Origin of the sequence: Pseudonocardia tropica (assembly GCF_040105315.1) — a bacterium.
GTDB classification, from domain to species: domain Bacteria; phylum Actinomycetota; class Actinomycetes; order Mycobacteriales; family Pseudonocardiaceae; genus Pseudonocardia; species Pseudonocardia alni.
Genome location: NZ_JBEDNP010000015.1, coordinates 71616 through 85135 on the forward strand (window position 1 = coordinate 71616; position 13520 = coordinate 85135).

Consider the following 13520-nt stretch of genomic DNA (forward strand, 5'->3'; position numbering starts at 1 on the left):
TCCCTCCGTCCCGTACGCGCACCCGGGGCGGGTGTGCGGAGGGGGACGGTAGGAACGTGAGGGCGGTGAGCGGGCCCGGTCGCGCAGAACGCTTCGCGATGGCGAAGCCGATCAGCCGGGGATCTCCCAGGTGTGGACGGGCTGGTTGGCGGCCGAGTGCGCCAGGTAGCGCTCGAGCATGCCGCGCAGCGCGCCCATCCGGTCCGCGCCCCGCGCCTCCAGCGCGGCGACGGTGTCGATCTGCCACGACGACCCGGTCTGACGCGTGACGCAGCGCCGCTCCAGCACTGTCAGGTACCGGTCGCAGACCGCGCCGGAGACGCCCCAGCGGGCGAGTCCGTCGTGGGCCAGGGGGAGCAGTTTGCGCAGGGCGAGCTCGTCGGGGAGCACCCAGCCGGTGCCGGGCCAGTACAGGGGGGCGTGCATGCCGTGCTTGGCCGCCGTCTGGAAGTTCTCGCGCGCCGCCTCGAACGACACCGACCGCCACAGCTGCTGGTCGGCCTCGACCAGGGTGCGCAGCAGACCGTAGAAGAACAGCGCGTTGGCGACCATGTCGACGGTCGTCGGCCCCGCGGGGAGCACCCGGTTCTCGAGCCGGACGTGCGGGGTGTCGCCCGTACTGTCGTAGATCGGCCGGTTCCAGCGCCAGATCGTGCCGTTGTGCAGGGTCAGCTCGGGCAGGTCCGGGAAGCCCTTGTCGCGCATCTGGGCCGCCGGGTCCACGTCGGACGTCAGCGGCATCAGCGCGGGGAAGTAGCGGGCGTTCTCGGAGAACAGGTCCAGCACCGAGTCGATCCAGCGCTCACCGAACCAGACCCGCGGCCGTACCCCCTGGTTGTGGAACTCGGGGGTGCGCACGTCGCAGGACTGCTCGAACAGCGGGATCCGCGTCTCCGACCACAGCTGCGACCCGAGCAGGAACGGCGAGTTCGAACCGAGCCCCAGCTGGACACCGGCCAGGCACTGCGCGGCGTTCCAGTAGCGCCCGAAGTTCGCGGGGGACACCTGCAGGTGCAGCTGCATCGACGTGCAGGCCGCTTCGGGGATGATCGTGTCGAAGTCGGCGTTGACCCGCTCCTCGGGCGAGCTACCGGCGATGTCGATCCGGATCGGCTCGCCCCGGGCGTTGAGCATCTGGTCGTTGAGCGCCTCGTAGCGGTCCTCGGGGGAGATCGCCTCGCCGGTCATGTGGCCCGGGTCCAGCGTCGGCAGGATCCCGATCATGACCAGCTGGGTGCGCAGGTCACCGGCCTTCGCCCCGGCGCCCGCGAGCAGGTCGAGCAGTTCGTGCTCCAGCTGGCGCCACTGGTCGCCGGGCAGGGGCCGTGGCGGCAGGTTGAGCTCGAGGTTCCAACGGCCGAGCTCGGTCTGCCACTCGCCCGAGTTGATCGTGTCCAGCACGTCGCTCCCGTTGAACGACGGCGCCAGCTCCGGATCCACCAGGTTGAACTCGATCTCGACGCCGGTCATCGGCTCCGTGTCGGAGAACGGGTAGCTGCCGAGCAGGTCACCGAGAGTGTCCAGACAGCGCTGCACCTTGATCCGGTACCGCTGGCGGTCGCGCCGGCTGAACGTCGTCCGGTCGACCACCTGACCCATGCGCGAACCGACCTCCATCGAACGGGGAGCGCCTTCTCACTCGCACGGCGGAGGACCGTGCCGAAGGAGGCGGCACTACACCGTGTCATATCGCTGGACCGGGCGGTACCGGCTGACCGGGCGACCGGGCGCGGCGAACGGTCAGTGACGTGGGACGATCGGACGTCGTGGCCATACTCACCACGGTTGAGCACCCCGATGACCCCCGCATCGACGACTACCGCGACCTCACGACCGCCGATCGGCGCCCCGATCGGCCCGGTGGGCGCGGGCTGGTGATCGCGGAGGGTGTCGTCGTCGTGCGCCGCCTGCTCGACTCGCCGTATCCGGTGCGCTCCCTGCTGGGGGTCCCGCGGCGCCTCGACGAGCTCTCCGACGACCTCGCCGGCGTCGACGTGCCCGCCTACGCGACCGACGCCGACACCATGGCCCGAGCCGTCGGGTTCCACCTGAACCGGGGGGTGCTCGCCGTCGCCGACCGGGCTGCTGCTCCGTCCCTCGACGCCGTCCTGGCCCGCGCCCGCACGCTGGCCGTCTGCGAGGGGGTGGGGGACCACGAGAACCTGGGGTCGTTGTTCCGCAATGCCGCCGCCCTCGGTGTCGACGCGATCCTGCTCGGCCCCGGCTGCTCGGACCCGCTCTACCGGCGCAGCGTCCGCGTCTCGATGGGGCACGTGCTCCGGGTCCCGTTCACGACCCTCGACGGCGCGTGGCCCGCCGCGCTGGAGCGGCTGCGGGAGACGGGGTTCACCGTCGCCGCCCTCACTCCCTCCGCCGACGCCGAGCCCCTCGCCACGGCGGGCCTGGGCGGCCGGAGGGTCGCCCTGCTGCTGGGCGCGGAGGGTCCCGGCCTCACCGCCGAGGCCCTGGCCGCCGCCGACCGCCGGGTCCGGATCCCGATGGCGAGCGGCGTGGACTCGCTCAACGTCGCGACGGCCGCCGCCGTCGCCTTCCACGCCGTCACCGGCGGAGGCTGACCGCGGGCGTGGTCCCACACGGGACCGGATCCGGTGTGGGAGACCGGAACCCGTGCGGGAACGTGTCAGCGCTGGCCGCGGACGCCGAGCAGGACCTCGTCCCACGACGGCATGACCGGCTTGCCCTTCTTCGTCCGCCGCGATCCGGCCGTGGACGGGCGGCGTGGGGCCGCGCTCTCGGTGTCCTGTGCCGGAGCGGGGTCCGTCTCCTGCTCCGAGCCGTTCGACGACGACGTGGCCGGCGCGTCGGTGGTGGTCGCGGCGGCCCCGGTGGGTGCGTCGGTCCGCTCGCCGGGGGCGTCGCCCGATGCGGTGGGGGAGGCCTCGCCGTGGTCGGCGGGAGTGCTCGTGGATCCCGCGACAGTGCCCGCGGACGCCGCGGTGGTCGGCGCGGTGGTCGCGCGGTCCTGCGCCGCCGTGCCCGAGTCCGCCGTGCCCGAGTCCGGGGTGGTCGGGTCCGTAGGGGCCGGTGTGGCGGTGGCCGGCGCGGAGGCCGCTTCCGACGAGGTCGTCGCCGACGACACGGCCGGGCTCGTCGCGTCGCCCGCCGACCCGGAGTCCGTGGCGGACGTACGTGCACCGGTCGCCGTGGCAACGCCCGCGGCCGTGGCGGCCGGGGGCGGGAGGGTCGAGTCCGCGGCGTCCGAGCCGGCCGTGTTCGTGGCGGCCGTGTTCGTGCCGGTCCCGTTCGGGCCGGTGGAGCCGGTGCCTGCCGACACCGGGGCGCCCGGGGCCGCGGCGGCCGCGTCCGAGCCGGTCGACTCCCGGCCGGTCGAGCCCGTGGCCGGCGCGTCCGAGCGGGTCGGGCCCGCAACGCCCGATACCTCGGAGACGCCGCTCGAGGAGGTGCCGGTCGGCGAGGTGCCGGTCGGGCCTGCGCCGGTCGTGCCCGTCCCCGTGCCGGCCGTCGCGGTCGTGTCGGCACCGGGGAGGTTCGCCGTGGCGGTCGAGGCAGCCGCGCCGTCAGTGTCCGCGGAGTCGGTCGTCGCGGAGCTGCTCTGCGCGGAGTCGGTCGTCGCGGAGCTGCTCTGCCCGGCGTCGGTCTGCCCGGCGTCGGTCTGCGCGGTGTCGGCCACGGCGGACGACCCGGTGTCGTCGGTGTCCCCGACCTGCTCGACGCGCTTCGGGACCACGGGCGCCGCGGCGGCCGGGGCCCGGGTGTCGTCCGGGCGGGTGCCCACGGTGCGGCCGGGGGTCTCGACGCGGGTCCGGGGCGGCGGTGGGCTCGCCCGGCGCTGCTCGGGCGCGATCCCGCGCCCGGCCCAGGCCTCGGGCTGCTGCCCCCCGGCGGCCGCGACGGCGCGCGCCGGAGCGGCGGTCGTCGGCGCCTGAGGCGTGTGGTCCTCGTCGCGGGCCATGTCGACCACCGCGCCGAGCGGGCGCAGCGGACGTGCGGGCAGACCCTCGACGAGGTCGGAGGCGTGCTCGTCCAGCGCGACGACGGTGCCGCCGTGCGCGCCGGGCTGGAACGCCCAGTGCGCGGCGTTGTCCGAGCGGCCGGTCTGCCAGGTCAGGACGACGACCCACTTGCCGTCCTCACCCTTCCAGGAGTCCCAGCCGGCCCCGCCGTAGTCCTGTCCGCGCAGGCCGAAGGTGTGCGCGACGGTCTCACCGAGCGTGCGCGAGTCGGGCCCGTCGGCGCGCTGCGGGTGGGCACCCTGGGCCAGCTCGGCGGTCCGCGACCGTTCGAGCAGGACGGGGTAGGCGAAGCGTTCGATCTTCTGGGTCGGGACGCCGGCCGCGGCGGCGACCTCGTCGACCGACGCGCCACCCCGGATGCGGGCCTGGATCTCCCGTGGGCGCAACTGGCTCTCCAACTCGATCGCGATCTGGCCGAGCCGGGTCACATCACCCCGTGCCGCGGCCCGCAGCTGCTCGTCGGCCGGCACCGTGTAGCGCTCGCGACGCCCCGGGTCCTCGAGGACGACCGAGCCGTCCCCGGTCACCCCCACGACCCGCAACGCGCGCATCGACCTGACCTCCTGCTGTCGTCCCCGTCCGGGTGACGGTAGATGGCGAGGGGTCCGTGCCGGGTGAGGCGCGCCGGGCGAGTTCTGCCTGGTCGACAACACCTACTCGCCCGGGGGACCGCCGAGCCGTTCTCACTCACCGTGCGCAGCGTCGCACAGTATGTGACTCATGAGGAAACTGGGGCAAGTGATGCGGATGTGACTACAACGAGTTGCTATCGATCACGCAACGACGCCGCGCGGCGACGCAACCCCTCACACACGACGGCGGCCGCCCCCGAGCGGGGACGGCCGCCGTGCGTCGTCGACGAGCGGGTGTCAGGAACCCAGTCGCTCCACGACCCAGTCGACGCAGGCGGTCAGCGCCGAGACGTCCGACGGCTCCACGGCCGGGAACATCCCGATCCGCAGCTGGTTGCGGCCCAGCTTCCGGTACGGCTCGGTGTCCACGATCCCGTTCGCGCGCAGCGCCGTCGCCACCGCGGCGGCGTCGACGGCGTCGTCGAAGTCGATCGTGCCGACGACCAGGCTCCGGTGCGCCGGGTCGGTGACGAACGGCGTCGCGAAGCTGCTCTTGTCGGCCCAGGTGTAGAGCCGGTCGGAGGAATCGCGGGTGCGCGCGACGCAGCCGTCGAGCCCGCCCAGCGCGTTCATCCAGCGGACCTGGTCCTCGAGCAGGAACAGCGTCGCCAGCGACGGCGTGTTGTAGGTCTGGTCCTTGCCGGAGTTGTCGACGGCGGTGGCCAGCGACAGGAACGGCGGGATCCAGCGGTCCGACGCGGCCAGCTCGGCGACCCGCTCCAGGGCCTTCGGGCTCATGATCGCGAGGAACAGGCCGCCGTCGGAGGCGAAGCCCTTCTGCGGGGCGAAGTAGTAGACGTCGGACTGGGTGATGTCGACCGGCAGCCCGCCGGCGCCGGAGGTCGCGTCGATCAGCACGAGCTGGTCGTCGGTGGTGCCCGCGGGCCGGACGACCGGCACCGCGACGCCGGTCGAGGTCTCGTTGTGCGCCCACGCGATGACGTCGACCGACGGGTCGCCCACCGGCTCCGGCGCGCTGCCCGGGTCGGCCTTGACGACGACGGGGTCGGCCAGGAACGGCGCGCCGGTGGTGGTGTCGGCGAACTTCTGGGAGAACTCGCCGTAGGTCAGGTGCAGCGAGCGCTCACGGACCAGGCCGAACGCGGCCGCGTCCCAGAACGCGGTGGAGCCACCGTTTCCGAGGACGACTTCGTAGCCGTCGGGCAGTGAGAACAGCTCGGCCAGCCCGGACCGCACCCGTCCGACGAGCTCCTTCACCGGCTTCTGCCGGTGCGAGGTGCCCATCAGGGAGTCGCCGGTCGCGGCGAGGGCGGACAGCTGCTCGGGGCGCACCTTGGACGGACCGCATCCGAAGCGGCCGTCCTGCGGAAGGAGATCGCCGGGGATCTTCAGATCGGCAGGGGAGGTCACCGCACCAGTGTCGCAGCCGGACCGGTGTGACGTGCGACGAGTGCTGCGCGCCACCCGCCGGCGTCACCGGGTGACGGCGGGGGCGCGGTGCGAGCGCCGGTAGGCGAGCGGGGCCATCCCGATGTCGGCGTGCAGCCGCTGGCGCAGCGCGGCGGTGGTGCCGAAGCCGGAGCGGGCCGCGACCTGCTCGACGGGGAGGTCGGTGGTCTCCAGCAGGCGTCGCACGAGGTCGAGGCGGCGCGCGGACAGCCAGCGCCCCGGGCTGGTGCCGGTCTCGGCGCGGAAGCGGCGGGTGAAGGTCCGCACGCTCATCGACGCCCGTTCCGCCAGATCCTCGATGCCGAGCGGCCGGTCGAGGTGCTGCAACGCCCACTCGCGCACGGCGCGGGTGTCGGGGCCGCCGCCGGGGTCGGGGACGTGGGACTCCACGAACTGCGCCTGCCCGCCCTCCCGCCACGGCGCGACGACGTTGCGCCGGGCCGTCGCCGCGGCGGTCCCGGCGCCGTGGTCGCGGCGCACCAGGTGCAGGCAGAGGTCGATGCCCGCGGCGACGCCCGCCGAGGTGAGGATGTCGCCGTCGTCGACGAACAGCACGTCCGGATTCACTTCGACCTGCGGGAACATCCGGCGCAGGCGCCCGGCGTGGGCCCAGTGCGTGGTGGCGCGACGGCCGTCGAGCACCCCGGCGGCGGCGAGGGTGAAGGCGCCGGTGCAGATCCCGACGACGCGCGCCCCGCGCGCCACGGCCCGGCGCACCACCGCGAGTGCCGCGTCGTCGTCGCCGACGCCGGAGCCCCGGATCGCCGGGACGACCAGCGTCCCGGCGCGCTCCAGGGCGTCGAGCCCGTGTTCGGGCAGCACCCGGTAACCGGCGCTCGTGCGGACCGGGCCGCCGTCGACCGAGGCGACCCGCACGTCGTAGAGGGGGGTGCCGTCGGGGGTGGTCGTGGTGCCCAGGATCCGCTCGGGGATCGCCAGCTCGAACGCGATCACCCCGTCGACGGCGAGGACCCCCACCCGGTGCATGGCCGAATTCTTGCACATATCGTCTCGACGGCCACTGTTGCGCGGCGCAGGGACCCCGCACGATGAGCCCATGACGACGGCGCCGACGACACCGGCCACGCGACGACGCCGGGTGCACCCGGCCTGGTGGGCCGCGGCCGCGACGTTCCTCGCGCTGCTCGGCGCGGCCGGGTTCCGGTCCACGCCCGGGGTGCTGGTCGAACCCCTGCACACCGAGTTCGGCTGGGGCATCGGGCCCATCTCCTCCGCGCTCGCGGTGAACCTCGCCCTGTTCGGGGTGACCGCGCCGTTCGCGGCGGCGCTGATGGAGCGCTTCGGCGTGCGCCGTGTGGTCGCGACCGCACTGGTCATGGTGGCGGTCGGCGCGGGCACGACCGTGTTCATGACGGCGGTCTGGCAGCTGGTGCTGCTGTGGGGCGTCGTGGTCGGGCTGGGCACCGGGTCGATGGCGATGGCGCTGGTCGCGACCATGGTGAACCGCTGGTTCGTCGCCCGCCGCGGCCTGGTCTCCGGGGTCCTCACCGCCGCCACCGCCACCGGGCAGCTGGTGTTCCTGCCCCTGGTCGCGGCCGTCGTCGAGTCGGGCGGGTGGCGGCCGGCGGCGCTGATCACCGCGGGCGCGGCGCTGGCCGTGGTGCCGGTCGTGCTGCTGTTCCTGAAGGACCGCCCCGCCGACGCCGGGGTCCTGCCCTACGGCGGTACGGAGGCCGACGTCGTCGCGCCGCAGCGCACGGGTGCCGCGCGGCTGGCGGTGCGGGCGCTGGCCGACGCCTCGCGCACCGGCACGTTCTGGCTGCTCGTCGGCGGGTTCTTCATCTGCGGCGCGACGACGGCCGGGCTGGTCCAGTCCCACTTCGTCCCGGCCGCGCACGACCACGGCATGCCCGCGACGACGGCGGCCTCCCTGCTCGCCCTGGTCGGCATCTTCGACCTGCTCGGGACGATCTGCTCCGGCTGGCTGACCGACCGGGTCGACCCGCGGCTCCTGCTGGGCGCCTACTACGCGCTGCGCGGGCTGTCGCTGTTCCTGCTCCCGCCGCTGTTCGGGACCGACCCGGGCGCCAGCATGCTCGCGTTCGTCGTGTTCTACGGCCTGGACTGGGTCGCGACCGTCCCGCCGACGATGGCGCTGGCCCGCGAGGCGTTCGGCGCCCGCTCGGCGGTGGTGTTCGGCTGGATCTTCGCCTCGCACCAGATCGGGGCGGCGTTCGCCGCACTCGTCGCGGGGCTGGTCCGCGACGCGCTGGGCAGCTACGACATGGCCTGGTACGGCGGCGCCGTCCTCTGCGTCGTCGCGGCCGGGCTGTCGCTGGCGATCCGGCGGACCCGGACCGTCCCGGCCGCCTGACACCCCTGGCGTCCCCGGTCGGCCGGGGCGTCCGTCCCTGGCCATCGGGACGTCCCGGCTGCGATCCTCGGCGGGTGCTCCGGATCCGTCCGCGCGCCGTCCCCGCCTCCGTGGTCGCCTGGCCGGTCGCGGTGTGTTCGCTCGCCCTGGGCGTGGTCGCCCTCGTGCTGCACGCCCGCACCGAGGGCGGCCTGCGCGACACCACCGACCTCCACCTGGCCGACCTCTGGCTCGCGGTCCTCGGGCCCACCGTCGGCGCGGCCCTGGTGGCACGGGACCGCGCGACCGGGCTCGTGCTGCTCGGCACCGCGCCGATCGCCGTCGGCGCCGCCGCCGGGTCCTACGCCGTGTGGGCGGCCGAGGTGGGCGGCGCGCCCGGTGCGACGGCGGCGGCGTGGCTCGCGACCTGGACGTGGGTGCCGTACTTCCTCCCCGTCCTGCTGCTCCCGGTCGTCTTCCGGGCCGGCGCCCGCCTCGTCCGGCTCGCCGTCCCGATCGCCGCGGCGCTGGTGGTGATCGCGGTGCTCTGTGCGTTCACGCCCGGACCGGCCGGGGCGTTCACCGCGGTGCCGAACCCGCTCGGCGTCGAGCGGGCGCCCTGGCTGGGGCCGGTGTCCGGAGTGGTGATCGGGCTGACCGCCGTGGTGCTCGTCCCGGCGGCGGCGGTGCTGGCGGTCGTCCGCTGGCGCCAGGCCGACGGCGACGACCGGTGGCAGCTCGGGATGCTGGCCGCGGGGGAGGCCGCGTTCGTCGCCGCGCACCTGTCGCCGGTCACCGAGCAGCCGCTCGCGGACGTCCTGGTCGCGGTGGGGGCGACCGCCCTGCTCGGCAGCGTGGCGCTCGCGGTGCACATGAGCGGGGTCACCGCAGGTCTGCGCCGGGAACGGGAGCTGCTGGCGACGGCCCGGGAGACCGAGCGGCTGCGGCTGCACCGGGACCTGCACGACGGCGTCGGGCCCGAGCTCGCCGGGATCGCGCTGCGGCTCGGCGCGCACGCCGGGGACGAGCCGGTGCTGCGGGACCTGGAGGCGCGGCTGCGCGGCGTCGTCGGCGAGATCCGCCGGGTGGTGGACGACCTGCGGCCCGCCGGGCTGGACGCCGCCGGGCTGGCCGGGGCGCTGCGCGACCGCGCCCGCACGTTCTCGTCCGGTGCGCTGGCCTGCGACGTCGTCACCGACATCCCGGACGCCCTGCCGCCGGCGGTCGAGGTGGCCGCCTACCGGATCGCGACCGAGGCGCTCACGAACGCGGCCCGGCACGCGGGCGCCCGGACCTGTGCCCTGCGGCTGTCGGCGGACCCGGGGACGCTCGTCGTCGAGGTGGAGGACGACGGCTGCGGGATCGCGGCCGACCCCCGCCCCGGCGTCGGGCTGCCGAGCATGCGCCGGCGGGCCGAGGAACTCGGCGGCACGCTGCGGATCGGCCTCGGGTCGGCCGGCGGGACGCTGGTGCGCGCGACCCTGCCGGTCGGGCGATGAACGACGTCACCGTGGTCGTGGTCGACGACCACCCGACGTTCCGTACGGGGGTCCGGGCGGTGCTCGCCGCGGGCGCGGGCGTCGCGGTGGTGGGGGAGGGCGAGTCCGGTGAGCAGGCGCTCGAGCTGGTCGTGCACACCGATCCCGACGTCGTGCTGATGGATCTCACGATGCCCGGCATCGGCGGTCTGGAGGCGACCCGGCGGCTGGTCGCGGCCGGGAGCAGGACGGCCGTCGTCGTGCTCAGCATGAGCGGCACCGACGACAGCGTGTTCGCGGCGCTGCGCTCGGGAGCCCGCGGCTACCTGCTGAAGGAGGCCCCGCCCGAGGAGATTCTCACCGCGGTGCGGGCCGCGGCCGCCGGACAGGGCTTCTTCGGCTCGGGGGTCGCGGGCCGGATCTCGGCCTTCTTCGCGGGGGCCGCCGCGTCGTCGGTGCGACCGTTCCCCGACCTGTCCGACCGGGAACGCGAGGTGCTCGCCCTGCTCGCCGACGGCGCCGGGAACGCCGCGATCGCGCACCGGCTCGTGCTGAGCCCCAAGACCGTCCGCAACCACGTGTCGAACGTGCTGGCGAAACTGCAGGTCGCCGACCGGGCCGAGGCCGGGGCCCGGGCCCGTCAGGCCGGTCTCGGGCGTGACCGGCCGGGCTGAACGCGGGGTCCCGGGGGGCGTCCCGGCGGCACCGGGACCGCGGTCCGATGCGGCCGGGACCGCGGGTCGCGTGGGGTCGGTGCGACACACCGACCCCGTACGGACGGAGACCCCGATGGACGTCACCACCACCCGCGCCGCGACCGGCGTGCCCTGGCCGCGGTTGCTCGCGTTCTGCGCCGGGCTGACCCTGGCCGGCACGGTGCTGCTGCAGGCCGCGGGCCGCTTCGTCGGGTTCCCGTCGCTGGTCCTGGTCGACCTGGCGATGCTGACCGGCCTGCTCCTGCTGCGCGGCAGACGGCGTGCGGTCCGGTCCGGCGCCGTCGTCATCGGGCTGTTCTCACTGCTCAACAACGTCCATGCCGGACTCTTCCTCGCCGCGGTCGCCGCCCCCGCTGCCGACCCGGTCACCTTCCTGACCTGCCTCACGACCTGGATCGGCTCGCTGCTCGCGATCCCGGTCGCGGTCGCGGTCGTGCGTTCCCCGGACGGGCACGGGCCCGCGCTGCTGCGCCCGGCCGTCGCCGCCGTCCTCGTGGCGGTGACCGCCGCGGCCGCGGTGCTGTTCGTGACGATCGCCGACGACCCCGCGCAGCCCGGGGACCTCTCGGTCGTCCGGGAGCGCGACGGCTGGGGCCTGCTCACCGACCAAGCCGGACGTCGGTTCGCCCCCGACCGCCTCACTGCCGGCCCGGGGCCGGTGACCGTCGCGGTGACCAACACCGACCCCCTGGTGGGGCTCACCTTCGTCGTGCCCGACCTCGGGGTGAGCGAGCGCGTCGCGCCCGGTAGCACCGCCCGGATCACCTTTGACGCGCCTCCCGGCACGCACCGGCTTCTCGACGACACCTTCCTGGTCGAGGGCACGCTCACCGTCGGATGAGGCGACCGACGTCCGGACCTCAGCCGCCCTCGTGCGCGGAGTTCTCGCCCGCCCCGCTCCCGCTCGTGGCGGGAGGCCGGGGACGGACCCCGGCCAGGGGACGCTCAGCGTCCGACGACGGTGTCCCAGCCCTCGACGTCCTGGGGCTTGCGCGGCCCCGGGCCGATGTACTGCGCGCTCGGACGCACGAGCTTGGCCTCGCGCTTCTGCTCCATGACGTGCGCCGACCAGCCCGCGGTCCGGGCCGAGGTGAACATCGCGGGCATCATGTGCGGCGGGACCTCGGCGAAGTCGAGGATCACCGCAGCCCAGAACTCGACGTTGGTCTCGATCGGCCGGTCCGGACGCCGCTCGCGCAGCACGGCGAGCGCGGTCCGCTCCAGCTCGGCGGCCACCTCGTAGCGCGGGGCGTTCAGCTCCTGGCAGGTGCGGCGCAGCACGCGGGCCCGCGGGTCCTCGGCCCGGTAGACCCGGTGCCCGAAGCCCATGAGCTTCTCCTTGCGGTCCAGCAGTCCCGTGACCAGCGCCTCGGCGTCGCCGGTGCGCTCGACCTCGTCGATCATCGGGAGCACCCGGGCCGGGGCGCCGCCGTGCAGCGGGCCGGACATGGCGCCGATCGCGCCGGACAGCGACGCGGCCGCGTCGGCGCCGGTGGAGGCGATGACCCGGGCGGTGAAGGTGGAGGCGTTCATGCCGTGCTCGGCGGCGGACACCCAGTAGGCGTCGACGGCGGCGACGTGGCGCGGGTCGGGTTCGCCGCGCCAGCGGGTCATGAAGCGCTCGGTGATCGTCGAGCACTCGTCGATGCGCGACTGCGGCACCGCGGCGACGCCGATCCCGCGCGCGGACTGCGCGACGTAGGACAGCGCCATCACCGAGGCGCGGGCCAGGTTGTCGCGGGCCTCGGTGTCGTCGATGTCGAGCAGCGGGCGGTAGCCCCAGTACGGGGCGAGCATGGCCAGCGCCGCCTGCACGTCGACGCGGACGTCACCGGTGTGCACCGGGATCGGGAACGGCTCCGCCGGCGGCAGGCTCTGCCCGAACCGGCCGTCGACCAGCAGCGCCCAGACGTCGCCGAAGGTCACCGTGCCGGCGAGGTCCTCCAGGTCGACGCCGCGGTAGCGCAGCGACCCACCGTCCTTGTCCGGTTCGGCGATCTCGGTACGGAACGCGACGTGGCCCTCCAGACCGGACGTGAAGCCGGGCGGGGGCGGGGGCACCTCGTGCGCGAGCGTCTCGGTCACCGGGTCTCCTTCGGCTCTGGTGGACGTCGTCACCCTGCTCCGATCGAGTTGCCGGGGCAACGTGACCGGCCGGTGGCGTCGATCACGAACAGGACACCCGTGCGTGAACGACCGGGTCGGGCGCACCGAACGGCGGGTGCACACGCGGGGCCGTCCCCCTTACGGTCAGGGGCGCAGCACCTGCTCGGAAGGGGAACCGATGACCGACGCGCCCGCCCTCGAGAGGATGCGGACGGACTACTCGAGCCGCCCGCTCGACGTCGACGACCTGGCCCCGAACTGGCACGAACAGCTCACCGCGTGGCTGGAGCAGGCCCGTGAGGCCGGGCTGACCGAGCCGAACGCGATGGTGCTGGCGACCTCGGACCCGGACGGGCTGCCGTCGTCGCGCACCGTGCTGTGCAAGGGCCTCGACGCCGGCGGGATCGTCTTCTACACGAACTACACCTCGGCCAAGAGCCACGACCTGAACCGCACGCGCGTCGCCTCGGTGACCTTCCCCTGGTACGACCTCCAGCGGCAGGTGCAGCTCTCCGGCCGGGTGGAGCGCTGCTCCAACGCCCAGTCCGACGCCTACTGGGCGTTGCGCCCGCGCGGGTCGCAGCTGGGGGCGTGGGCGTCGGCGCAGTCGACGATCGTCGCCGGGCGCACCGTCCTCGACCAGGCGCTGGCCGGGGTGACCCGCCGGTTCGACGGCGTCACCGACATCCCGCGGCCGCCGCACTGGGGCGGCTGGCGGATCGTGCCGTGGCAGGTCGAGTTCTGGCAGGGCCGCACCGACCGCATGCACGACCGGCTGCGTTTCGAGGCCGGCCGCGACGACGCCTGGTCGGTCCGCAGGCTCGCCCCCTAGGAGGGAACCCGGAGGCGCACCGTCGGGGGGCCCGTGT

General features: G+C 74.9%; 11 protein-coding genes. 6 read left to right on the forward strand and 5 right to left on the reverse strand.

Translation table 11 applies throughout. The features are described from left to right. Nucleotides 1-111 precede the first annotated feature (111 nt). A complete protein-coding gene (locus WHI96_RS22030) occupies nucleotides 112-1599 on the reverse strand; it encodes a glutamate-cysteine ligase family protein (protein WP_345654885.1) in 1488 nt (495 codons plus the stop codon). A 167-nt stretch (nucleotides 1600-1766) separates the two neighbouring features. On the opposite strand from WHI96_RS22030, the gene WHI96_RS22035 reads away from it, so the two are divergent. Continuing rightward, nucleotides 1767-2576 carry a TrmH family RNA methyltransferase gene (locus tag WHI96_RS22035; RefSeq protein ID WP_345654888.1) on the forward strand — a complete coding sequence of 270 codons (810 nt, stop codon included), beginning with the start codon at nucleotides 1767-1769 and terminating at the stop codon, nucleotides 2574-2576. Between the two features lie 65 nt (nucleotides 2577-2641). On the opposite strand, the gene sepH is transcribed toward WHI96_RS22035, so the two are convergent. The 3 genes from sepH to WHI96_RS22050 form a co-directional block, all read right to left on the reverse strand. Then, entirely contained in the window at nucleotides 2642-4546 is a 1905-nt protein-coding gene (gene sepH, locus WHI96_RS22040) for a septation protein SepH (protein ID WP_345654891.1), read from the reverse strand. A 318-nt stretch (nucleotides 4547-4864) separates the two neighbouring features. Further along, the gene (serC, locus tag WHI96_RS22045) at nucleotides 4865-5998 is read right to left on the reverse strand and encodes a phosphoserine transaminase (RefSeq protein WP_345654894.1); all 1134 of its coding nucleotides are present in this window, start codon (nucleotides 5996-5998) and stop codon (nucleotides 4865-4867) included. A 63-nt stretch (nucleotides 5999-6061) separates the two neighbouring features. Beyond that, nucleotides 6062-7024: a GlxA family transcriptional regulator gene (locus tag WHI96_RS22050; protein WP_345654897.1), complete on the reverse strand. Its 963-nt coding sequence runs from the start codon at nucleotides 7022-7024 to the stop codon at nucleotides 6062-6064. 70 nt (nucleotides 7025-7094) lie between these two features. On the opposite strand from WHI96_RS22050, the gene WHI96_RS22055 reads away from it, so the two are divergent. The 4 genes from WHI96_RS22055 (at nucleotide 7095) to WHI96_RS22070 (ending at nucleotide 11386) form a co-directional block, all read left to right on the forward strand. Continuing rightward, complete coding sequence (locus WHI96_RS22055; RefSeq protein ID WP_345654900.1) at nucleotides 7095-8372, forward strand: MFS transporter; 1278 nt, start codon at nucleotides 7095-7097, stop codon at nucleotides 8370-8372. Between the two features lie 74 nt (nucleotides 8373-8446). Further along, complete coding sequence (locus WHI96_RS22060) at nucleotides 8447-9850, forward strand: sensor histidine kinase (protein ID WP_345654902.1); 1404 nt, start codon at nucleotides 8447-8449, stop codon at nucleotides 9848-9850. After that, nucleotides 9847-10503 (forward strand): response regulator, encoded by a 657-nt coding sequence (locus WHI96_RS22065; protein ID WP_345654905.1) that lies wholly within the window; start codon nucleotides 9847-9849, stop codon nucleotides 10501-10503. Before WHI96_RS22060 ends, WHI96_RS22065 begins: the two co-directional genes overlap by 4 nt. Nucleotides 10504-10618: 115 nt before the next feature. Then, nucleotides 10619-11386 carry a cupredoxin domain-containing protein gene (locus WHI96_RS22070; RefSeq protein WP_345654907.1) on the forward strand — a complete coding sequence of 256 codons (768 nt, stop codon included), beginning with the start codon at nucleotides 10619-10621 and terminating at the stop codon, nucleotides 11384-11386. 104 nt (nucleotides 11387-11490) lie between these two features. Here WHI96_RS22070 and WHI96_RS22075 read toward each other — a convergent pair whose 3' ends face one another. Further along, nucleotides 11491-12630, reverse strand: coding sequence for a citrate synthase 2 (locus WHI96_RS22075; RefSeq protein ID WP_345654910.1), 1140 nt, complete (start codon nucleotides 12628-12630; stop codon nucleotides 11491-11493). 199 nt (nucleotides 12631-12829) lie between these two features. Between WHI96_RS22075 and pdxH the strand changes: the two genes are divergently transcribed. Beyond that, nucleotides 12830-13483 carry a pyridoxamine 5'-phosphate oxidase gene (gene pdxH, locus WHI96_RS22080; RefSeq protein ID WP_345654912.1) on the forward strand — a complete coding sequence of 218 codons (654 nt, stop codon included), beginning with the start codon at nucleotides 12830-12832 and terminating at the stop codon, nucleotides 13481-13483. Nucleotides 13484-13520: the final 37 nt, after the last annotated feature.